The 19,338-nt window shown below is 66.2% G+C and carries 19 protein-coding genes; 11 read left to right on the top strand and 8 right to left on the bottom strand.

Annotated elements, in window-relative coordinates; all coding sequences use genetic code 11:
- Positions 1 to 726: 726 nt before the first annotated feature.
- Positions 727 to 1,911, top strand: a complete 1,185-nt coding sequence (locus TFU_RS16060; RefSeq protein ID WP_011291981.1) for a hypothetical protein — start codon at positions 727 to 729, stop codon at positions 1,909 to 1,911.
- Between the two features lie 277 nt (positions 1,912 to 2,188).
- On the opposite strand, the gene TFU_RS07665 is transcribed toward TFU_RS16060, so the two are convergent.
- The gene (locus TFU_RS07665; RefSeq protein WP_155983540.1) at positions 2,189 to 2,605 is read right to left on the bottom strand and encodes a pentapeptide repeat-containing protein; all 417 of its coding nucleotides are present in this window, start codon (positions 2,603 to 2,605) and stop codon (positions 2,189 to 2,191) included.
- A gap of 1,001 nt (positions 2,606 to 3,606) precedes the next feature.
- Between TFU_RS07665 and TFU_RS07660 the strand changes: the two genes are divergently transcribed.
- Positions 3,607 to 3,891, top strand: coding sequence for a 4a-hydroxytetrahydrobiopterin dehydratase (locus TFU_RS07660; RefSeq protein WP_011291978.1), 285 nt, complete (start codon positions 3,607 to 3,609; stop codon positions 3,889 to 3,891).
- Between the two features lie 10 nt (positions 3,892 to 3,901).
- Here the strand turns inward: TFU_RS07660 and TFU_RS07655 are convergent, their stop codons facing one another.
- Complete coding sequence (locus TFU_RS07655) at positions 3,902 to 5,434, bottom strand: AMP-binding protein (protein ID WP_011291977.1); 1,533 nt, start codon at positions 5,432 to 5,434, stop codon at positions 3,902 to 3,904.
- A 177-nt stretch (positions 5,435 to 5,611) separates the two neighbouring features.
- On the opposite strand from TFU_RS07655, the gene TFU_RS07650 reads away from it, so the two are divergent.
- Positions 5,612 to 6,586, top strand: coding sequence for an acyltransferase domain-containing protein (locus TFU_RS07650; RefSeq protein WP_011291976.1), 975 nt, complete (start codon positions 5,612 to 5,614; stop codon positions 6,584 to 6,586).
- Between the two features lie 123 nt (positions 6,587 to 6,709).
- Here the strand turns inward: TFU_RS07650 and TFU_RS07645 are convergent, their stop codons facing one another.
- Positions 6,710 to 7,381, bottom strand: a complete 672-nt coding sequence (locus tag TFU_RS07645) for an enoyl-CoA hydratase-related protein (RefSeq protein WP_011291975.1) — start codon at positions 7,379 to 7,381, stop codon at positions 6,710 to 6,712.
- A 180-nt stretch (positions 7,382 to 7,561) separates the two neighbouring features.
- Positions 7,562 to 8,425 carry an arginase family protein gene (locus tag TFU_RS07640; protein WP_011291974.1) on the bottom strand — a complete coding sequence of 288 codons (864 nt, stop codon included), beginning with the start codon at positions 8,423 to 8,425 and terminating at the stop codon, positions 7,562 to 7,564.
- 910 nt (positions 8,426 to 9,335) lie between these two features.
- Here TFU_RS07640 and TFU_RS07635 point away from each other — a divergent pair.
- The 6 genes from TFU_RS07635 to TFU_RS07610 all read left to right on the top strand — a co-directional run bounded on the left by TFU_RS07635 (position 9,336) and on the right by TFU_RS07610 (position 13,904).
- Positions 9,336 to 10,484 carry a hypothetical protein gene (locus tag TFU_RS07635; RefSeq protein ID WP_016188698.1) on the top strand — a complete coding sequence of 383 codons (1,149 nt, stop codon included), beginning with the start codon at positions 9,336 to 9,338 and terminating at the stop codon, positions 10,482 to 10,484.
- A gap of 158 nt (positions 10,485 to 10,642) precedes the next feature.
- Entirely contained in the window at positions 10,643 to 11,446 is an 804-nt protein-coding gene (locus tag TFU_RS07630) for an exodeoxyribonuclease III (RefSeq protein WP_011291972.1), read from the top strand.
- A 79-nt stretch (positions 11,447 to 11,525) separates the two neighbouring features.
- Positions 11,526 to 12,272, top strand: coding sequence for an alpha/beta fold hydrolase (locus TFU_RS07625; protein ID WP_016188696.1), 747 nt, complete (start codon positions 11,526 to 11,528; stop codon positions 12,270 to 12,272).
- Positions 12,273 to 12,441: 169 nt separating this feature from the next.
- On the top strand, positions 12,442 to 13,089 hold the full coding sequence (locus TFU_RS07620) for an anthrax toxin lethal factor-related metalloendopeptidase (protein ID WP_152436244.1): 648 nt from the start codon (positions 12,442 to 12,444) through the stop codon (positions 13,087 to 13,089).
- A complete protein-coding gene (locus TFU_RS07615) occupies positions 13,086 to 13,346 on the top strand; it encodes a hypothetical protein (protein ID WP_146088119.1) in 261 nt (86 codons plus the stop codon). The genes TFU_RS07620 and TFU_RS07615 overlap by 4 nt, the downstream gene beginning before the upstream one ends.
- A 69-nt stretch (positions 13,347 to 13,415) precedes the next feature.
- Positions 13,416 to 13,904, top strand: coding sequence for an NUDIX domain-containing protein (locus TFU_RS07610; protein ID WP_011291968.1), 489 nt, complete (start codon positions 13,416 to 13,418; stop codon positions 13,902 to 13,904).
- A 1-nt stretch (position 13,905) separates the two neighbouring features.
- Here the strand turns inward: TFU_RS07610 and TFU_RS07605 are convergent, their stop codons facing one another.
- Both TFU_RS07605 and TFU_RS07600 read right to left on the bottom strand, forming a co-directional pair.
- Complete coding sequence (locus TFU_RS07605) at positions 13,906 to 14,787, bottom strand: hypothetical protein (RefSeq protein WP_041428010.1); 882 nt, start codon at positions 14,785 to 14,787, stop codon at positions 13,906 to 13,908.
- 393 nt (positions 14,788 to 15,180) lie between these two features.
- Entirely contained in the window at positions 15,181 to 15,594 is a 414-nt protein-coding gene (locus TFU_RS07600; RefSeq protein WP_011291966.1) for an ankyrin repeat domain-containing protein, read from the bottom strand.
- A 159-nt stretch (positions 15,595 to 15,753) separates the two neighbouring features.
- Here TFU_RS07600 and TFU_RS07595 point away from each other — a divergent pair, with 159 nt between their 5' ends.
- A complete protein-coding gene (locus TFU_RS07595; protein WP_011291965.1) occupies positions 15,754 to 16,287 on the top strand; it encodes a hypothetical protein in 534 nt (177 codons plus the stop codon).
- Between the two features lie 84 nt (positions 16,288 to 16,371).
- Here TFU_RS07595 and TFU_RS07590 read toward each other — a convergent pair whose 3' ends face one another.
- Complete coding sequence (locus tag TFU_RS07590) at positions 16,372 to 17,871, bottom strand: hypothetical protein (RefSeq protein ID WP_041428007.1); 1,500 nt, start codon at positions 17,869 to 17,871, stop codon at positions 16,372 to 16,374.
- 230 nt (positions 17,872 to 18,101) lie between these two features.
- Positions 18,102 to 18,542 (bottom strand): hypothetical protein, encoded by a 441-nt coding sequence (locus TFU_RS07585; protein WP_011291963.1) that lies wholly within the window; start codon positions 18,540 to 18,542, stop codon positions 18,102 to 18,104.
- A gap of 207 nt (positions 18,543 to 18,749) precedes the next feature.
- Here TFU_RS07585 and TFU_RS07580 point away from each other — a divergent pair, with 207 nt between their 5' ends.
- Positions 18,750 to 19,265: a hypothetical protein gene (locus TFU_RS07580; RefSeq protein WP_011291962.1), complete on the top strand. Its 516-nt coding sequence runs from the start codon at positions 18,750 to 18,752 to the stop codon at positions 19,263 to 19,265.
- The last annotated feature ends 73 nt before the right edge of the window (positions 19,266 to 19,338 follow it).

Genomic DNA, 19,338 nt, shown 5'->3' with positions numbered 1-19,338 from the left:
TGGCGGCTTATAGGGGTGGCCGGAATGGGTCGCTGCAGCGTCTCGTCGCCGATTGGTGCGTTCGCATGACTTGACTCGTGGTCATTGCGCTGGTGGGGAGCGCGAGATTCGTGGCAGCGGCGGGCCGGAGACGTGGGTTTGTGCCGCGTATCTGCATGCGGCGAGTGTCCACGACCGCATGCCAGTCTTTCCTTGCATTAGGTGATTGCGGGATAACGTAGGGCTTCCTTGCGGTGGAAAGGGTCGCGCTGGAGAGCAATCCCCCAAGCTCTACCCGGGAAGATTTGTTCCCTGGATGGGCCCTCGTCCTCCTTGATCAGCGGAAAACCTGTGTCCCACGACTTTCGTCACGTTCCTCGGCCACTGCTGTGCGGCCAGCGTGGATTTCTCTCCTCGAGTCGGGTCCTGCCGTGCTGGAAGAACGAGCAGAACATCTCGTGGTTGTCACACCAACGGACACGGCAGATCAAGAGAACCTCAACAGTCCGATAACTTCGAAGAGAATAACGACATTTTTTGAGAATATGTCGTGAAACTCCGCATTTTTCCTTCCTCGGTATGGGGGCCTTCCTGACTGTGGTGGCTGCGGCCTTGGTAGAAGCCGCGTCGCCTCGCAGCCAGGTGAGAAAGAGGAGAGGAATGGCGTGTAGCGGCACCGCAACCGAGTGCGGTTATGAGCAGGAGAAACACCGTTGAGGTGTGACAAGGAATGGTGAAGGAGGTGGGATGGCGGAGCGGGACACGACTCCTGACACTGATTTTGAGCGGGATGCCGTCGCGCTAGCCAAGGCCCTGGATGAGTTCGCTGAAGAGCTCAGCACAGTCCTCGAACACTATGGGGCAGGCCGTAAAGCTCTGGTTCAGGCAATGGGCGTGGACCAGTCCGATTTATCAGGGTGGATGCAAGGCCACGAACAGATCCACCAGATCAAGAGTCGGCGACTTCCCGGCACGGCCGAAGTGGACGCCCTCATCAACCACACTGGCCTTCAAGAAAAGAACCCCTCCCAGGCGCGAAGGCTGCGCGAAATCACTAGGCAGGTGGAGGACCTGGCTGCCCGGCTTTCAGAACGGTATCCCCGCAGTTGGGGAAGCCAAGCCGCGCGCTGCCTGGAAGCCCAGCAGTACAGCTCTCCTGCAGAGAAGAAGGGGCAGGAAGAACCAGCGAATTCCGGAGGGTCAGAGTCCAGCTCCCCGGCGAAAAATGCTGCGGCCGTCCCCCGACGGCTCCTGGTCCACTCACTGTTCGCCGCGATCGGTGCGGTCTGTTCGATTGCTGCAGTTGTTTATTTTCTGTCTTCAAAGGATTCGTCGACGTCTTCTTCACCGTCGGTAGCTGCACTGTCCTCCCCATCAGCGTTACCTTCAGCCACCGCAGAGCCTTCCCCCTCGGCTTCTGTTTCACCCTCAGCGAGCCCAGAGCCCTCCTCCTCTGCGGACCTTCCCGCGACTGTGGAAGAAACAGAAGAACCACGAGAACCGAGAGAACAGCTTTCCGTAGCCACAAAAAACTGCCGGTCGTGGGCGAGCATGATCAACGACACCGTGCAGGTGCGCCCTTGTATCAAGAAAGAAAACGGGCAGATTGCTGTTTCCGCAGAAGTCAAAGCGTTCAGCGCCGAGATAGCTGGTACAGACGTCACCGTGTGGGTCTGGTTGATGGACCTCGATCCCGACTTGATCGACAGTCAGCAGTATCACTTGACACGGGACCCATCGACCCTGAACTCCTGCCGGGTCACCCTCGACACTCACCAGGCGCGCGAATGCGGACCTTTTTTCGTTGAACCCGCCGAGCCGGGACGCTACACGACCGCAACCACCGTCAAAAAAGACGATGAGGTTTATCCCCCCGGTTGGTCGTCCCCAAGCTTTAGCGGAACCCTCAGCCCTGGCGTGGATTGGCCTTAACCACCGGGTGTAGCGCCTGACACGGGTTAGACAACGCGATCCTTAACCGGCCTGGCTCCTGCTCAAGGCCGGTTGAGGATCGAGCAGTGAGGGTGGGCCACCGTCAATAGCCTTTAGTTCTCGAGCGGGCTGTTTTCATCACAGTGAAAGCCAAAGCGGCTGGGACGTGTCCGGGTAAGGGGAGGGTGCATCGTAGCGGTGCAGGCGACGTAAGGGGCCTTGTCTGAACGGTCGTCGCCAAGACGGCAACCAGGAAACCAGTCAGAGCTCTACTGACTTAATCCGCAGGGGAAGACGAAAGCCACTCTTCTGGCAGCAGCACCTTCGCTTCCGGCGCAGCCTTCACCGTGGCTTCCCGCAAGCCTTGCGGCATCACCGAAAGATCACGAACGTCGGCGAAGTCCACTGTGCCTCCGGAGAACGTCGCGCCGGTGAAGTCCATCCTGCTGTTGGTGAATTGTGCTTCGCGGAAGCTGATGCGACCTCCGGTGACATGGGCATCGGAGAGGTCGCCGCCGTCAAAAACGACCCCGGTGAAGTCGAAGTCGCAGCCCTGCCAGGAGACAGGGGCATCCTTGCGGAGCCGTCTACCGATGATGCGGATGATGGTGTGACGCACCTCCCGAAACGAGGCGAACCGGAGGGTGCGTTGCTGATGCTCGACGTGTTCCTCTTTGCTGGCGTCTTCAGGCACAGGTAGGCGCACAACACATCGATACACATCTGTCGTAACTCGCGGCTGGGAGCACCATCGGCCACATGCGCCAGAGCATGGACTCCAGCCAGACGGACTGCGGCGTATTCGCTGCCGAGTTTTTCGCTGGCTCCTTCAAAGCGTTCGGTAAACAGGCGGGTTTCTTTGCGGCTGTTTTCCGCTTCAGACAATCGTTGGCGCCGGTAGTTGATCACCAGCGCGGCCACGGCGCCCATTCCTGCGACCACCCCGAAGGATCGGGTAGCAATCGAGTCCAGATCCTTCGGGGTGAGTTGTTGAGGAACCTCAAGACCAGGAGAGCCGAGCAGCAGCCATACGGCAGCGAGAAGACCAGCGGCCAACAGTGCTGCCGCGCCCTAGGAGGCGAGAATGAGCCAGCCCAACCAGACCGGGGCTTGCTGGGCGCGGCGTGTGCGCAGCATCCGCCAGCAGAAGACGATCACCGCAGACAGAACTGCTCCTCACTGCCTTCCACCAGCTCGGCCCCCGCAAAAGCAGGTTTGGGGATGCGGTTTTAATTTTTGGACGCCACACCAAACCGACCAAAGTGGCACACGGTGCAAAATTATCCAACATGCACCTTTGGCGTGGACTATCCCAATTTTCGAAGGCTTGGTGGCTGGGACGTGCCGTGTGTGGTGTGAGTCTTGGTGTTTGTCGGTTGGGCGCGCTCGTTTCTTCGGGTCTGGAGCGGTGTGTCGTTGGTGGTGGAGGCCGTTGATTGTTGGGCCAAGGCGTGGCGTTTGTGGGTTCCACCAGTAGAGAAAACAGGCGCCGACGACGCTGTCCGGTCTTGATGAGCTTTTGGTGGAGCTGTTCAGCGGTCTTGTTGCTGCCCTTTCCACGCCTGTCTCCTGCATCACCCGGGCCTGCCCTGGACCGGCGGGGTGCTGGTGGGGCGGGGTGATTGCGGGTAGAGGAAAGACGGCGCCGGGCACTGCCCTGGACCGCAGAGGCAAGCTCGAGGCAGGGAGGAAACCATGGTGGACACAAAGAACGAGGCGGCGTTGGAGTCGGCGATGCACCGGCTGCCCGCGTGGCGGCGGGAAGGGCAGGCTATTACCCGCACCGTGACCGTGCCGAGCTTCCTGGACGGCATCGAGCTGGTCAACCGGGTTGCCCAGGCTGCTGAGGAAGCCCAGCACCACCCCGATATCGACATCCGCTACACGACGCTCACGTTCACGCTCACCAGCCACGATGTCGGCCATGTGACCGAACGCGATTTGAAGATGGCTGCCCGGATCGACACGCTCGTCGACTAGCCGAGAAAGGCTAGGCAGCGCTGGCGCGCAGCCGGTTGCGGCGTAGTTTGCCGCTCGCGGTTTTCGGCAGGTGCGGCACGAACGTCACCTGGTGGGGGGCCGCGGTTTCTGCGAACCGTTCAGCGACGAGGCGTTTGAGCTCCTCGGCGAGTTCGTCGCTGGGGGAGGCGTCCGGGGTGAGGACGACGTTGGCTGCTACCAGTGCGCCGCGGAGCGGGTCGGGGATTCCGTAGACGGCGACTTCGTCGACGGCGTCGTGTTCCAGCAGTACTGATTCCACGTCGTAGGGGCCGATCCGGTAGCCGGAGGTGATGATCACTTCACCGTTGTGGCGGGTGAGGTGGACGGCGCCGGTGTCGTCCACGGTGCCGGTGTCTCCGGTCAGGTACCAGCGTCCGTCAGGGCTGAAGTGCTGGGCTGTGGCCAGGGGGTCGTCCGGGTAGCCCGCGAACCACCAGGCGGGGCTGTTGTGGGTGTCGATTGCTACGCGTCCGGGGACTCCTGTTTCGGCCGGGGTGTCGCTGAGCGGCTCGAGGACTGTCAGCCGGAATCCTGGGAGGGCGGTCAGGGGGCCGCCGTGCCCGTCGTTGACGGCGACGATCCCTGATTCGGGGTGGCCGTAGTGGTCGCTGATGCCGACGCCGAAGGTGCCGAGCGCCCATTCGGACAGGTCGGTGCGGAACTCGTCGCCGTTGGTGGCGAGTCCTTGCACCATGATGCCGGGGGGCAGGGTTTTCGTGGCGGTGCGCAGGGCCCGGTAGATGGTGGGCGCGGCGGCGAGGCGGGTCACCTGGAATGTTTCCATGACGTCCAAGGTGAGTTCCGGGTCGAAGCCGGCGCGCAGGTGCAGGCAGGTGTGTCCGGCAAGGAGGGGGGAGACCAGGCCGTAGTACAGGCCGTGGGGGTCGCCGGGTTCGCTGAAGCACCAGTAGATGTCGTCGTCGCTGATGTGCAGGCCGTAGTGGTGGTGGATGTGGAAGGCGGCCAGGGCGCGCACGGGGACGGTGATTTGCCGCGGGGGCCCGGATATGCCGGGAGTGTGGCTGATGAGCAGGGGGTCGTCGGGTCCCACGGTGGCGGGGTCGGGTGGGGGTGTGGCGGCTTCCTTGTGCGGGTCGATCACGGTCCAGGAGCCGGTGGTGAGTTTGCTGGTCTGGTCGGCGGGGGCGAGGACGGCTGTGGCGTTGACTTGGCGCAGTCTCCAGTCGATGGCGGAGGCGGCCAGCACCGGGGGGAGGGGGACGAGGACGGCGCCTAGCCGCCACACTGCGACGGCGCTGATGGTCAGGTCGATGCCGAGGGGCAGCAGGGTGGCGACCCGGTCGCCGGGGGTGACTCCGTGGGAGGCCAGGACAGCGGACAGGTGTGCGGCACGGCGGGAGAGGTCACCGAAGGTGAGGGTGGTGGACGACAGGTCGGGTTGGACTTCGGTGACGGCCGTGCGGGTCGGGTCGTGCCGATCGCACAGCAGGTGGGCCACGCTCATGGTGGGTGCGGTGTAGGCGGTGAGCCATTCGCGGACCTGCTGTTCGGGGTCGGCCATCGCTGTCTGTCCCCTTTCGCGAGCTTTCACGGTTGATGAGGTGTGTTTGAACTTAAAGACTATGCGCCGTGTGTGACGTGTGCCTCACTAGAAAGAAAAATTGGCATGATCTGCCTACCTGGAGTAGTTCACGATTAACATTGGGCATTTTCTCCGGGTTCCTGTCAGCATGGCAGTATGGATCTCACATCGAAAGCGCGCGCCTTGGGGCTTGCCTCTGAGGCTGCTGCCACTTTGTCCTCCCTTGCTGATTTCCCTGACCCGCCCCCTGCTCCGCTGCCTGGTCGAGAGGCTGCGGATGAGCTGCTGGATGCGGCCGCGGTGGAGGGTGCGGATCGCGCTGATCTGCGTGCATTGTGGCCGGACCAGGACTGGCCTGCAGCGGCCCGGTGGCTGGTGGATGCCTGTTATGCGCGCATCCTCGCGGATGTGGGCCGCCCGGGTTGGGTGGATTGGCCCGATGTGATCTCTGCTGACGACCCTCGCGTGCGCTGCGCCCCCATTTACGCGTTCCTTGCCGCGGTGGATGTGCTGCGGGAGCGCCACCGCAGCCGCGGCGTGCCGGAGGATGTCACCGCGGCCACGCTTGCGGATCTGGGGCGGCATGTGGCGAAGACTCGCCGCATGTACGGCCGGGTGGGGCTGGACCTGCCGGTGTGGATCGCGTTGCACTACCGGGGTTCGCTGTATGAGGTGGGGCGTTTGCAGTATGAGACGGCCTACCTGGACAGCGGTGATTTTCCGGAGCTGGTGGGAGTGGTGGACGAGCGCCTGGTGGCTCGGCTGCATATTCCTGCTGGGGAGCCGCTGTCTGCTGATGCGGTGGATGCTTCGCTGGCCCGGGCGGGTGAGGTGCTGTCCGCGGTGACCGGGGAGCGGGTGCGTGTGGCGGTGTGCACGTCGTGGCTGCTGGATCCGCAGTTGCGGGACTATCTGCCGCCGGAGTCCAATATCCGGGCTTTCCAGGATCGTTTCGTGCTGTCGGACCACGAGGGCCCTGGGGACGCGGATATGTTCCGGTTTGTTTTCGAGTGTCCCGAGGTGGCGCCTGACCGGGTGACTCCGGTGACCCGCCTGCAGCATGCTGTGCTCGACTTGTTGAAGCGCGGCGGTTCGTGGCGGGTGCGCACGGGATGGTTGCGCTTGCCGTAAGACGGGGTTTGCGCGCATCAAACGAGAAATCCCTGTTGTTGCCGCCTGGAGTGGGACAACAACAGGGCGGGTAACGGGGCCTGCCGCCGGAGGAGTTCAGGGAGGGGTGGCAGGCTCGCCGGTTCAGGACAGGGGGATCGGGGTTTCAGCGAGCGCGTCCAAAGCCTGGCGGTACATGCGGGTTTTGATGGTGGCGAGCGTGGGGCCGGCTTTGGTGGTGTGGGCGGCGGCGATGTCCAGCGCGGTGGCGCGTACTTCGTCTTCGGCGACGGCAGAGTCGACGATTCCTGCGGCGAACGCGTCGTGTCCGCCGTAGCGGCGGGCGGTGACCATGGCTTCGTGCGCGGTTTGCGGGCTGAGGCGGGCTTGGATGAGCGCGGACATGCCTGGGGTGAAGGGGATTTTGATGTCGGCTTCGGGCAGGCACCAAAAACCGCGGTCTGCGCGCATGACGCGGAAGTCGTGGGAGAGGGAGAGCATGGCGCCGGCGGCGAAGGTGTGTCCTTGTAGGGCGGCGACGGTGACCATGGGCAGGGTGAGGACGCGCGCGAAGAGGCGGTGGACGCTGACGACGTAGTCGTGGCGTTGTTCGGGGTGGGCGGCCAGCCATTCCAGGTCGAGGCCGTTGGAGAAGAATTTGCCGGTGGCTGCGGTGACGAGGGCGCAGGGGCCTTGGGTGTGTTCGACTTCGTCGAGGGCGGCGTTGACGGAGGCGATCCAGTCGGGGTGGAAGCGGTTTTCGGTGTCGCCGAGGTCGAGGACGTAGACGTCGCCGTGGCGGTCGAGTGTCGGCATGGCTGCTCCTCTGCACGGGCCCGGGGGCACCCACCCCCATAACTACTAGTCGGTAACAATTGTGGGTGGCATGCTACCCCATCCCTGCCCGCACAGCTTTCGCCCACGCCCCGACAGCCCCGCCACCGGACGACCGCTGCAAGCGGCGCACCAGGACGGGGCGATGCCTGCTCGCCGCTGCTACAGCACGCCGGGGACTTCCCGCGCTCCTTCCTGCGGTGGTGGGGCTGGATCCACGAGTCTGAGCGCCTGCAGCAAGGACTGCAGCACGGTCACATCGTGGGCGACGGCGGGCGTGTATTCGCACACTCCTACACCCACCACGGTGTGGTGGGCGGTGATCGCCGCCACGGCCGCTGTGAGCAACGCTGCCCGCGGGCCCACGGGCGCGGGGAACGCCACTGCCGGGAAATCCTGGGGGTCGCAGGCGCCGAGGTTGAGGTGGATGTAGGCGGGGGAGCCCGGCTGCTGGCCGGCCACTACTGATCGTGCGTCCACGGTGAGCCGGGTGGTGTCCACCACCTCGATCCGTCGGCTGCGGACAAACTCCACTTCTTCCGGGGCTGCCACCCGGGCGCCTATCAGCTTCACTTGGGAAGGTACGAGACGGCTGGCCCCCAGCAGGTGGGGGTGTCCTTCACCGAGCAGGAGCCGCAGCGCCATGCCCTGCACTAGGCCGGTGGGGGACGACTGCGGGGTGTGCAGGTCGGGGTAGGCGTCCACCCAGTAGACGGCCATGCCGGGATAGCGGCGGGATAAATGCTCGAGAGCCGCCAGGTCGGAGACGCAGTCCCCGCCCAGGGTGAGGACTCGGGCCGGGTTTCGGCGGGCCATCCGGGTGCGCACCTGCCGCATGGTGCGGGCGATCAATTCCAGGTGGTGCACGCCGTCGACAGCGCCGCGCCGGCCGTCAGAGACCGCTATGTGCATTCTGGGGTTTGCCGTGGCCACCAGCCGCGCCAGCGCGCTCGCCCCAGCCGCGACCCGCATATCGTCGCACCCTTGCCACAGGGGCACCACAAGGTCCACATCACGCTGCCACATGGCGACCACCCTAAGGGGAAAGAGAACCCGTCTTACGGAAGTTCAGGCTTTCGAAGGCGGCCGCCTAAGGCCAGCCGGGTGGCGCGGGCTGGGAGGAACCGCCGGCGCGACGTGGCACGCTGGCTCTTACCCGGCTCGAGGTGTCGGCGGGCGCAGGGCAAGGCGGGGAGCGCCGGGCGGGGGAACGCGGTGGTCGGGGATCACGGTGTATCGTGCGGGCTCCACCCGCGACACTCCCCCACCTCCCCTGATCGCCGATAATAAATATTATGTCAAGTAGACAGGGTGGAGGGCCTCCCCTGCCGCAAGACACCCTTCCCCAGCCATGCTGCGCGACCACGTCGGCCCGCACTTTCTCGCTTCACAGACAGCACAAGGCTCGCGGGAGGACTTTTCGGCGGCGCTGGAAGCAGACCCCCTACCGCTGGCACCCCATCACAGTGGAACAACCGTGATTCATGGGGGCGTTTCCGGCAGGTCCCTTGATGTTCCGTGACTCCCCAGCTACGGTTCCTTCGACGATCCCCCGCGTCTGGAACTGTTCGACACACTTTCCCCCTCCCCGCACGGAGGGCATGACTACCCCGTGGGCTACTCCCCTAGCGGCGTCCCACGCGCGCGGCGGCTTTCCCCTCCCCGCCGCGAACGGAGTTGGCCACAACCGGTCACAAGTGGGTTAAAAGACTGGGATCCTCGGGGCAGTCGAGGGATCCTCATATGCGTGTCGAACAGTTCCAGCCGATCCACTTCTTTTCCCGGTCCCATGTCTCCACCTGAGACCGACTCTTCTGTCGAAACACGCACCCAGCATCGCGCTCCCACTCCCCAGGAGGGGTCCTCCCCGCCAGTCAAACCACCGGTCCCGCGTCTTCTCGGGGTCGACGTTGCCCGAGGTGTGGCGATCCTCGGCATGTTCGTCGTGCACGTGGGGGTGGGGTGGACGCTCGCTGATGGCACCAACCCCCTGCAGCCCCTTGCCGCGGGACGCTCCGCCGCACTGTTCGCACTCCTGGCGGGAGTGTCCATTGCGCTGCTGTCCGGGGGGCACGACCGCAAAGTCAACAAAGACCTCGGCGTGGCGCTGTGGCGTGTGGTGGTGCGTGCCGTGATCCTGCTGATTCTCGGCACGGCGCTGACCATGCTGGGCACCCCGGTGTCGGTGATCCTCGCCTACTACGCCGTGTTCTTCGTGTTCGCCTGCATGCTGCTGACCGAGCGGTGGACCGTCATCGCCGGTGCGGCCGCCACGCTGGGTTTCATCGGCCCCATCGTGTCGTTTTGGATCCGCTCCCGGATCGACCGAGGGGGCACCATGGCGAGGATCGTGGAGACCGTCAACGCCTACGACCCGCTCGTCGCGTTGGCGGACGACGGAGTGGTGAACTTCCTGCTCACCGGCTCCTATCCCGCGATCACTTGGCTGCCGTTCGTGTTCGCGGGATTGGCGATCGGCCGTCTTGACCTGCGGCAGCCGCGTGTGCGCTGGCGGCTGGTCGCGGTAGGCGCGGGAATGGCGGCCGCGGCCTACACCCTGTCGTGGCTGGCGATCCGCGGGCTGGGGCTTGACGAACGGTTGGCTGCCACCCTCGACCCGGACACGGGTATTCCCTTCGGCATCGACGGGTTCAACCAACTGTATGCCGAAGGCATGGGGGGCACCGTGCCCGCCACCGACTGGGCGTGGCTGCTGGTGACTGCTCCGCACAGTGGAACCTTCATGGACGTCTACGGTGCGGGTGGTGTGGCGATCGCACTGCTGGGCCTGTGCCTGATCGTCACTGATGCTCTGGGCCGGGCACGCTGGCTGGTCTACCCGCTGATCGCTGTGGGGTCGCTGTCGCTGACCACGTATGTGGGGCACATCCTGCTGATCTGGCTGGATGAGAACGACATGCTGGACGGCACCCCGCTGTCGTTCCTCTCGGAATGGTTGAGCCTGTCGGTTCTGCTGGGCTCGCTGATTTTCGCCACCCTGTGGCATCGGCTGGTGAAACGGCGCGGCCCGTTGGAGGGTCCGCTGCACGTGGTGTCCACCTGGGTAGCGAAACGCATCCCCTGAGGCGGGGATGGTCTGGTGGGCGGGCCGCGTGGGGGCGGCTCGCCCACCGTTGTGTATTCCCCGCCTTCTCCCCGCCGTCGGTTTCACGCCCTCGCCTCTTTGAGGGGGAGGCTTTCGCGGGGAGAAGGCAGTAGTGGGTGCGGGCTAGGCTGCTGGCCATGTCTTCTCTGGTCATTGCGACGGTCAACGTCAACGGGCTGCGCGCGGCAGCGCGGAAAGGGTTCGTGGAGTGGCTGGCGGGCACCAAAGCGGACGTGGTGTGTCTGCAGGAGACCCGCGCGGAACTCGATCAGCTTCCCCCCGAGGTGGCTGAGCCGGACGGCTGGCATGTGGTGCTGGTGCCTGCCGCAACCAAGGGTCGTGCCGGAGTGGCCGTGTATTCGCGGATGAAACCGGATGCGGTGCGGATCGGATTCGGTTCTGCGGAGTTCGCGGATTCGGGGCGTTACGTGGAGGCGGACTTCGGGCCGGTGAGCGTGGCCAGCCTGTATCTGCCTTCCGGACAGGTGGGCACGCCGTTGCAGGAGGAGAAAGAGCGGTTCATGGCGGAATTCCTGCCCTATCTGGTGCGTCGGCGCACCGAAGTGGAGGCCCAGGGGCGGGAGCTTGCGGTGTGCGGCGACTGGAATATCGCGCACCAGGAGGCTGACTTGAAGAACTGGCGGGGCAACCGCAAGAACTCGGGTTTCCTTCCGGAAGAGCGGCAGTGGCTTTCCCGGGTGTATGAGGAGGCGGGATACGTCGACGTGGTGCGGGCGTTGCACCCTGATCAGGACGGCCCGTACACGTGGTGGTCGTATCGGGGGCGGGCGTTCGACAATGACGCGGGGTGGCGCATCGACTTGCAGGTCGCTACGCCGGGTTTGGCTGCGCGCGCCCAGGAGGCGTGGGTGGAGCGGGCGCCGTCCCATGACCAGCGGTGGTCGGATCACGCCCCTGTCACGGTGGTGTATGCCGGCTAGTCCCCGAGGAGGGGCGGCGGGGGCGGGGAGAATGAGGGGTGAGGGCGGTGGCGGTGCCGGGGAAAAAAGGGGGTGGCTGATGCACGTGCCGATCGTGTTCGTGCACGGCCTGCGCACGTCGAAAACCATGTGGCGTCCGCAGCTGGAGATGCTCGGCGCGCAAGGGCGCACGGTGGTCGCGGTGGATTTGCCGGGCCACGGGGACCGGCGTGGGGAGACGTTCACCTTGCGCGGCGCGGTGGAGACGGTGCACGAGGCGGTGGATGCGGTGGGGCGTCCCGCCTTGGTGGTGGGGTTGAGCCTGGGCGGGTTTGTGTCCATTGCGGCAGCTGCGGCGTCCCCGGAGCGGGTCGCTGGACTGGTGGCAGCGGGGTGTTCGGCGCGTCCCGTGCACGGGTGGGCGAACATGTACCGGATTCCTGCCGTCTTGTTGGAGCGGCTTCCGGACCGGGGACAGTCGGTCAATGAGCGTTTCCACCGGTGGACGCTGCCTGCGGAGGCTGCTGAAGCAGTGTTGGACGGCGGGCTGGCGATGGAGGTGGGGCGTGCGGTGATCGACGAGATCACCGACTTGGACGTGTTGACGTTGTTGTCCTCTTACCCGGGGACGGTGTGGCTGATCAACGGGGCGCGGGACCATTTCCGTATCCACGAGAAGCTGTTTGTGGACGCGTGCGTGGACGGGCGGCTGCTGGTGGTGCCGCGTGCCGGCCACATGGTGAACTTGGAGCAGCCCACGCTGTTTACCCGGTTGGTGATGGATGCGGCGGATGCGGTGGCGTGCCGCACGGCCGCGCAGGGCAACGCCACGGAATCGGGGATGTGACGCAATCGTTGTGGACCTTGCCCTGGGGTGGTTGGACGCTGATTGGGACAACGGGGGTGTGCTGGGGCGGGAGGCGTGCCGTGTTCCCGTGGGGTTGCCGGTGTCGGGCCGGGGCAGCGGGGCGGTGGATGGCTCCGAGAGGTCTGGAGACGCTCTATGTTGCTTACTCGTGAACGAAATCCTGGAATGTGGCCCGCATCCTCAGGGGGTGCGTCCGTTCCCTGATGACGGGCGGCGGCATCTGGGGCGGCTGGAAGCGGTGTTGCATCGCCGCTGGCCTGCCGGGACTATCCCCTCTCCGCGCATTCTCGACCATATGGACGCGTTGTCGCGGCTTCCTCCCGCCATCGTTGACCGGGTGGTGGAAGAGGTCAACGGGATCTACATCGGGGAAGGGTCCGTTGCTGACCTGAATTGTTTCAACCATTTGCGTGGGGTGTCGACTGATCCCGACGACCCGCAGGCCCCCACGTTCGACCGGCTTGCCGGGATCTACCGTTTCGGTTTCCTGGTGTTGGGTAGTAGCCCGCACACGTCGGTGTCCCTGGTGTTCCACGAGATCGGGCACGCGTTGGATGTGGCCGACCGCATGATGTCGGAGACCCGCCAGTGGCGGGACCTGCACGACGCGTGCGTCCCCCACCTGGTGGAGGAGTACTGGCACCGGCGCCACGAATGGTGGGCGGAGTGCTTCGCGATCACGCTGGCCCGCAAGGAGCACGTGCTCGTGACCATGCTGGGCGGCCAGGTGGATCTGGCGTACGCGATCGTGGAATATTTCCACACCTACTACGGGGTTTATGGGGTGATGGCGTGAATCGCGTGAAAGCGGTCCGCTACCCGGATGGCAGCCTGCGGGTTCCGGTCAGCTACGTGGACCGTTCCGAACCGGCATTGGGCTGTGGGACAACGGTGCTGCGCCCAGGGGATGCTGCCTACGACGACTATGCGCGGCACGCTATCTCGGTGGACGAGTATGAGGCGCTGCACCGGGACGATCCTGCTTCCTCGGCGCGGTTGCGCGCTGACTTTCAGCGGCGGTATGCCCGCGACCACGGTGGTTCGTCTGACTGAGTGGTGGCCGAGTGGGGAACCCCGCCGGGACCGCTGCCGGGCGCGGCAGGCCGTGGCTAGGGTCAAGTCATGGCCGACAGCGAGTTGGAGTTTTTCGACAGCCTGCCGCGGACCCGGGGTGCGGCGAGTGCGTTGCTGCGCGACGAGGCGGGGCGGGTCCTGCTGGTCAAGCCCACCTACCGGCCCGGGTGGGGGCTGCCGGGCGGGGTGATTGAGATGGGGGAGTCTCCGCGGGAGGCGTGTTTGCGGGAATGCTCCGAAGAGCTCGGGTTCACCCCCCAGTTGAGTGGGCTGGTGTGTGTGGACTGGCTACCTGCCCAGGCGAGCCCGGACCGGCGGCCAGCGACCGTGTTCGTGTTCGGTGGTCTGCTGCGTCCCGGCCAGTTTGAGGCGGTGCGGCTGCCCCCCGACGAACTCAGCGACGCGCATTTAGTGGAGCCGGAGCGGATCGGCGACTATCTTCCCGAGCCGCAGGCGCGCCGGGTCGCGGCGTGTGTGGCGGGCACTGGCTCCACGGTCCGCTACTTGGAATACGGGCATCCGGTGCAGTGGGCGTGACCTAGTCCACGCCGGGGAGGCGCAGGGCGGCCTGTGCGGCCTGGTGGGCCGCGTTCTGCAGGTGGGCTTCTGCGGCACGGGCCCGTTCCGTCAGTTCGGCAAGCTCGCGGACCGCGACCTCGTCAGCGGCGGTCGCAGCCAACAGGTCCCGCAGTTCTTCCTGTTCCGCGATCAGGCGGCGCAGGGTCGCCACACGCTGCCACGCCTGCTCGGCTTCACTGACCCGGGTGGCGTAGTCCTCGAGGGCAGCCACCCGGTCGGCCACGGACTGGTGGATGGCCTGCAGGGCGCGTTTCCGGTCGTCCAGCAGCATGGCGATCGTGGTGTCGTCGCCGTGGCTGGGGGTGGGGCGGGACCGCAGCTCGGTGAGGCTGCGCAGGGCGCGAGCAGTCTCCCACAGTTGACGGGGCAGCACCGCGGTGTTGAGGGCGACGTCGAGGATGTCGTCGCGGACGACGTGCGCGCTGGTGATCGTGGCCACGGCGCGTTGGGCACGCGCGAGGAGTGCGGCTGCTTCTTCGTCAAGATCGTCGGCGGTCACATAGTGGTCGCGGTAGCGGTCGCGGAGCTGACGCGCAGCGCGCTGGGGGTCGCGTCGGGGGGCGAGGAGGGCGATGAGCAGGATGCCTGCTCCGATGAGGAGGACGGCGGCGGCCACGAACACGAACACGCGCGCCAGGAGACGCATGCCTACCAGCAGCACGAGCAGGATGATGACGACGGTGGCCACCGGGTGGTCGGCGATGGGCTGGGGCAGCAGGGTTCGGCGGTGTTCCGCCGGTGGGGTGTCCTGGGGTGGGTGGAGCGCGGTTTCAAGCTGGGTGCGTGCCTTCTCAGGCAGGTCGGGGTCGATGACCGGGTGTGGGCGGGACACGTCGTTCACGTGGACTCTTTCCGTGATGGGGTCGGGTAACTCCTATTCTTCCCCCGGGTGATGGGCGGGCGCCGCAGCATGGTGGACCGCGGCGGAGCGGAAGGGGGCATGCGGGAGAGCGTCACGCTGCGGCACGGGCAGCAGGCCCCCTTTTTTTACTGAAGACGCTGCGTCGGCTGCCGGAAGGGTGTGGTGGTGTGGCACGGTCCTTCCTCTCAGCGGCGTGGCTGGTTTCCCCTCACGTGCGCGCGTGGGTATGGCACGCCCGCCCCGTGGCCGCGTCCTTCGCGGGTGGTGGATGGCTGCGCGGGGCGCGCAGCGGCCGTCCACCACCCGGTCACAGCAGGGGGCTGCGGGGCGGGGTTGGTCAGCCGCTGCGGGCACTCGTCCGGTGCGGATGGGTTAGGCGTTGTCGAACAGTTCCAGGTAGTGCTCTTTGCCGAACATGCGGGCCGTGTCGATGGCGGAAGGCTGTCCGAGGGTGGGGTCGGCGCCGTGGGCGAGCAGGGTTTTCACCACGGCGTCTTCGTCTTTGAACACGGCCCCGGCGAGTGGGGATTGACCACGGTCGTTGAGCCGGTTGACGTCGGCCCCGTGTCGGCACAGGCACTCCACCGTGTCGGCGTGACCGTAGTAGGCGGCCAGCATCACGAGGGTGTCGCCCTGGTCGTTGGTGAGGTTGGCGGGAACTCCAGCGCGAATGTAGGCGTCGAGGGACGCGGTGTCGCCGGCGCGCGCCAACGCGAAGATCGTCGTCGCGAGTTCCACGACCTGGGGGTCGATGCCCTCCGGGTCGGCAGCGTGCGGACTCTCCATAGGTCCAGCCTAGAACGCGGGAGGGCACCGGTGGGCGCAACCACAGCCGGGCCGGGCGGGTGCCGCAGCAGCCGGGGGAAAAACACGGCATCCACGATCGACCCATTAAAGGTGTTTTGTCGGTAAAGTGCTCGTGATTTTTGAGAGGAGACCTCCCCCGTGCGACATTTCTTTGGTTTTGTCTTCGGGTTGTTGTTGGGACCGGTGCTTCTCGTGGCGGGCGGATGGGTGACGCCGCGGGTAGGCGCGCTGGTGAACTCCACGCGAGGGTTTTTTGGTCCCAGTGAATTCCTCACTCTCGCCGCGCTGATGGTGTTGGCGCTGGTGGTTGCGCTGGTGTTGGTGCCCCCGAAACTGACTCCGCTGATTCCGGGAATGGCGGGAGTGGTATTAACGGGGGCGACAGTCGCCCACGTTTTGCAGCCGAAGTGGGCGGATCAGGTGTTTGCCCCGCTGACTGTGCCGGGCTTGGGCGTGGTCCAGCTTCCCGGGGAAGAAGGGGTGCGGGCCCTATTGGAGGCTGGATTGGTGCTGCCGTTAGCGGTCGCGTTCCTCATTCCGCTGTTTTTCCCGTCGCGGTGGCGGAGCTATCGGCCGCGTGGCGCGCACGCGGCCGAGGCAGACGAAGACGACGAGGGGTTCGCGGCCCTGTTGGACGACAGGGACGACGAGCCGATCTCCCGGCCGGTCTGACCCCAGCAAGTCTGCGGGCTCCCGTCCACCCTCAACGTGGTGGCCTAGGAGGGCGGGCGGGAGCCTGCGTGTGACCGCGAAGGGTTACCGCCAACTGGGCCCCCACCCGGAACTGTCGGACACCCCGGGTGGGAGGGGCGGCAGCAGGGTGGAGCCGGGCGCGTCGCGGTGGGACGTGTCGTCCTCGCCGTCTTCGTCCGGGTCACTAGTGGTGCGGGCCGCGTCGTAGGCGGCGAGCAGCTCGTCGGTGAGGACCGGGATGTGCTCGGTTTGGGGTAGCTGGTCGTGTGCGGCCTGCTCGTTGTCGGCGGGTGAATCCTGCAGGGGCGGGGTTTCGACGGCTGTGGGAGAGGATGCGGTGGGGTGGTCGGTGTCCTCTCCGCGGTCAGCGAGGGGGTCGACGCTGGCCGGGGCGTCAGCTGCCGGCTGGGGTTCAGCGGGGCGGGGGGCAGCAGGCTCGGTCTCCTGCCACCACGGCGACGGGGCGGGGGCAGCCTCTTCCCCAGGGGTGTCCGCTGCCGCTGGCAGTGCGGGGGTGTCGTCCTCGGGTTCCACGAGCGACCACCAGTGGGCGGCCTCCGCAGGGTCGAGTTCCTCCACCACCCACAGGTCTGCTTTCACCAGCGGGTAGATGCGTCCCGCGTTCCAGGAGCGCGGATAGGTTTGCTCTTCGAGGATGAGGACGCGTTCCCCGTTCAGCAGGGGAATGTCGGCGGGAACCCCTTCGTTCCACACCCAGCTGCCGTCAGAACCCACCAGGTTCCACCAGCCGTGGACGATTTTTGCTTGCGGATCAGGGTCGGAGTCGCGGAAGGCCGCCACCCACCGCGGATCCGGTCGCCGCCCAGGCAGTCCGCGGCCCTCCTCCCCGATCAGCGCATCCGCGAGCAGGGTGTGCAGTTGGAAGTTGTCGGCGATCCCTTCGAACCGCACCCGAAAACCGCGGCGGGTGCCCCGGTCCAACACGAGCGCTGACGACACCTCGTCCATGCGCAGCAAAGCCACAACCTCGCTGAACTCGGCAAGGTGGGCTGACAGTTGCGCAGCGATCGCCAACAAGTCACCGTGGAGCTCGGGGTCGCTGCGCACGGCGGCGCGCACCTGCGCGGAGCTCAGCATGGTTTTCGCGGACAGCCCGTAGCGGCGTGCCGTCCACCAGCACAGGGTCGCTACAGGGGCAGAGTCCCCCAGCACGGCGGCGACCCTGGTTTCGTCGGCTGCGGTGACCTGGTCGGGATCGGGTGGGTCGCCGTCCCCCACCTTGTCCCAGGCGTGCAGGAACATGCCTGCGGCTCGCCCGGTTTCACGTAGCAGACGCAGTACTTCGATCCCCGTGTTCCCCGGCGAGGTTCCCATTTCCACCAGGGCGCCCGCCACAACGGTCAGGTCGGCTTCGATTCCCGGACCAACGTGGTGTCCAGAAAAGATCGGCCCCAACGCCTCCAGGGCAATCTCCCGTTCGGAGACCGGAACGTGGGAGGCGAGCTCATAGACCCGACCCACCGCAGGGCCGAAACGCTGCGGGTCACCCAGGAGGGAAGCGTCGATCAGTTCCTGAAAGGCGGCACGAAAAGCATCGATCACCTGGGCATTTTTCCACATTTCGGGCACGGTACGGTTACAGCCCCCATCCGATCGCGGTGGTGTCAGCCACCGGTGTGCGGCAGGATGCGCAAGGTGCGCGTGCCACCGATCTGCCACGCACCGGTGTGCATCCCGTGGTCCTGATCCCCATCATGACTCACCCTCCCGTCAGGGCGGTGAGCCGTCCTGGTGACCGGATGATCGCATACGGCCCCCGGAAACGCTATGCCTCACAAAGCCAGGCCGGTGCGCAGCGCCGCCCAGATCTCCCCGGGGGAAGCCAACAGCCCCAACAGCACGGCTGATCCCACGAACGCGCACCCGAACAGGGCCGCAGCCACCCGGCGGCGCAGCAGGGCCGCCCACACAGTGCCGACCAGCGGCACCCCAAGACCGCACCCCAGCAGCCAGACAAGAGCCCACGCTCCTTGCCGCCGCGCCTGATCGGTCACGTCGTCCAACAGGACCGTCACCGATGCCATCACCCCCATCAACGCGGTCAACGAGCCCAGCACCCACACCACGACCAGCAGACTCCACACCAGCATCGGCCAGCGCGGCGGCTCGTCCACCCGCAGCGGGGTGCGGCTCACCTTGAGGGGAGGCGTGGCGTGGGTGCGCGACGCGGCAGGGCGGCGGGCCCGGGCTTTCTTGCGTTTCTTCGGTGCCATGCGGATCCTCCGGCCACAACAAACACGCGGGGCGTGGGTGTCTTGCGGTTGGCCACCCTAAACGGGATACGCGTGCGGGCACGAACACACCGCCCCAGGCCCAGGCACGAAACCTCCCCTGCTGTAGCGGCCGGGGCACGCAGTGCGATAGGAAATTGACCACCCCGGGACGGCCCCCGGGGATCCCCACAACGAAAGAGAGCACCCATGGTCGTGCAACAGTGTCTGCGGCCCGCCGTCGTACTGGCTGCCAGCAGTCTCGTCTTCACCGCCGGATGCGGCACGTCCTCCCCGGAACCTGCCCCACCGTCCGAGCCTTCCCCCAGCTCCACAGCATCAGTGAACCCCCTGGAAAACCCCGTACTGGAAGGGGACGCCGCAGAAGGGGCCCGCTCAGCCGCCGACACCTACCTGGAAGCCGTGCGCACCGGAGACGGCCAAGTCGGCTGCTTTGTGCTCACCGAAGACGCCCGCGCCGCCCTCATCGAATCCGCCACCGCGGAACTCGCCGCCTCCGACGACAGCCCCGTGGACTGCGCCACCGCGTTCCACACCATCCTCGCCAACCCCGCCACCACCGCCCACGTGGACACCGTGGAGCTCTCCGCGGACGGCACCACCGCGACCGTGCACGTGACCTCCACCGGCACCCCGGACACCACCACGCTCACCCTCGTCAACACGGGTGGGGCGTGGCTCGTCGACGACCCCTCCCCACTGTGATCTTCATCGACCACCCGCACCCCGCCGCAGGCTCCCCCCCCCCCGGGCCGCGGCGGGGTTTTTGGTTGTTTCC

Source organism: Thermobifida fusca YX (assembly GCF_000012405.1).
GTDB lineage: Bacteria > Actinomycetota > Actinomycetes > Streptosporangiales > Streptosporangiaceae > Thermobifida > Thermobifida fusca.
Note: the sequence above shows the minus strand (reverse complement) of the source record. Positions and strands in the feature narration are given on the sequence as shown.

Coding starts and splice junctions, on each gene's coding strand:
- TFU_RS16060 (WP_011291981.1), top strand. CDS start 727: ATGGCGGAGCGGGACACGACTCCTGACACTGATTTTGAGCGGGATGCC.
- TFU_RS07660 (WP_011291978.1), top strand. CDS start 3,607: ATGGTGGACACAAAGAACGAGGCGGCGTTGGAGTCGGCGATGCACCGG.
- TFU_RS07655 (WP_011291977.1), bottom strand. CDS start 5,434: ATGGCCGACCCCGAACAGCAGGTCCGCGAATGGCTCACCGCCTACACC.
- TFU_RS07650 (WP_011291976.1), top strand. CDS start 5,612: ATGGATCTCACATCGAAAGCGCGCGCCTTGGGGCTTGCCTCTGAGGCT.
- TFU_RS07645 (WP_011291975.1), bottom strand. CDS start 7,381: ATGCCGACACTCGACCGCCACGGCGACGTCTACGTCCTCGACCTCGGC.
- TFU_RS07640 (WP_011291974.1), bottom strand. CDS start 8,425: ATGTGGCAGCGTGATGTGGACCTTGTGGTGCCCCTGTGGCAAGGGTGC.
- TFU_RS07635 (WP_016188698.1), top strand. CDS start 9,336: ATGTTCGTCGTGCACGTGGGGGTGGGGTGGACGCTCGCTGATGGCACC.
- TFU_RS07630 (WP_011291972.1), top strand. CDS start 10,643: ATGTCTTCTCTGGTCATTGCGACGGTCAACGTCAACGGGCTGCGCGCG.
- TFU_RS07625 (WP_016188696.1), top strand. CDS start 11,526: ATGCACGTGCCGATCGTGTTCGTGCACGGCCTGCGCACGTCGAAAACC.
- TFU_RS07610 (WP_011291968.1), top strand. CDS start 13,416: ATGGCCGACAGCGAGTTGGAGTTTTTCGACAGCCTGCCGCGGACCCGG.
- TFU_RS07600 (WP_011291966.1), bottom strand. CDS start 15,594: ATGGAGAGTCCGCACGCTGCCGACCCGGAGGGCATCGACCCCCAGGTC.
- TFU_RS07585 (WP_011291963.1), bottom strand. CDS start 18,542: ATGGCACCGAAGAAACGCAAGAAAGCCCGGGCCCGCCGCCCTGCCGCG.
- TFU_RS07580 (WP_011291962.1), top strand. CDS start 18,750: ATGGTCGTGCAACAGTGTCTGCGGCCCGCCGTCGTACTGGCTGCCAGC.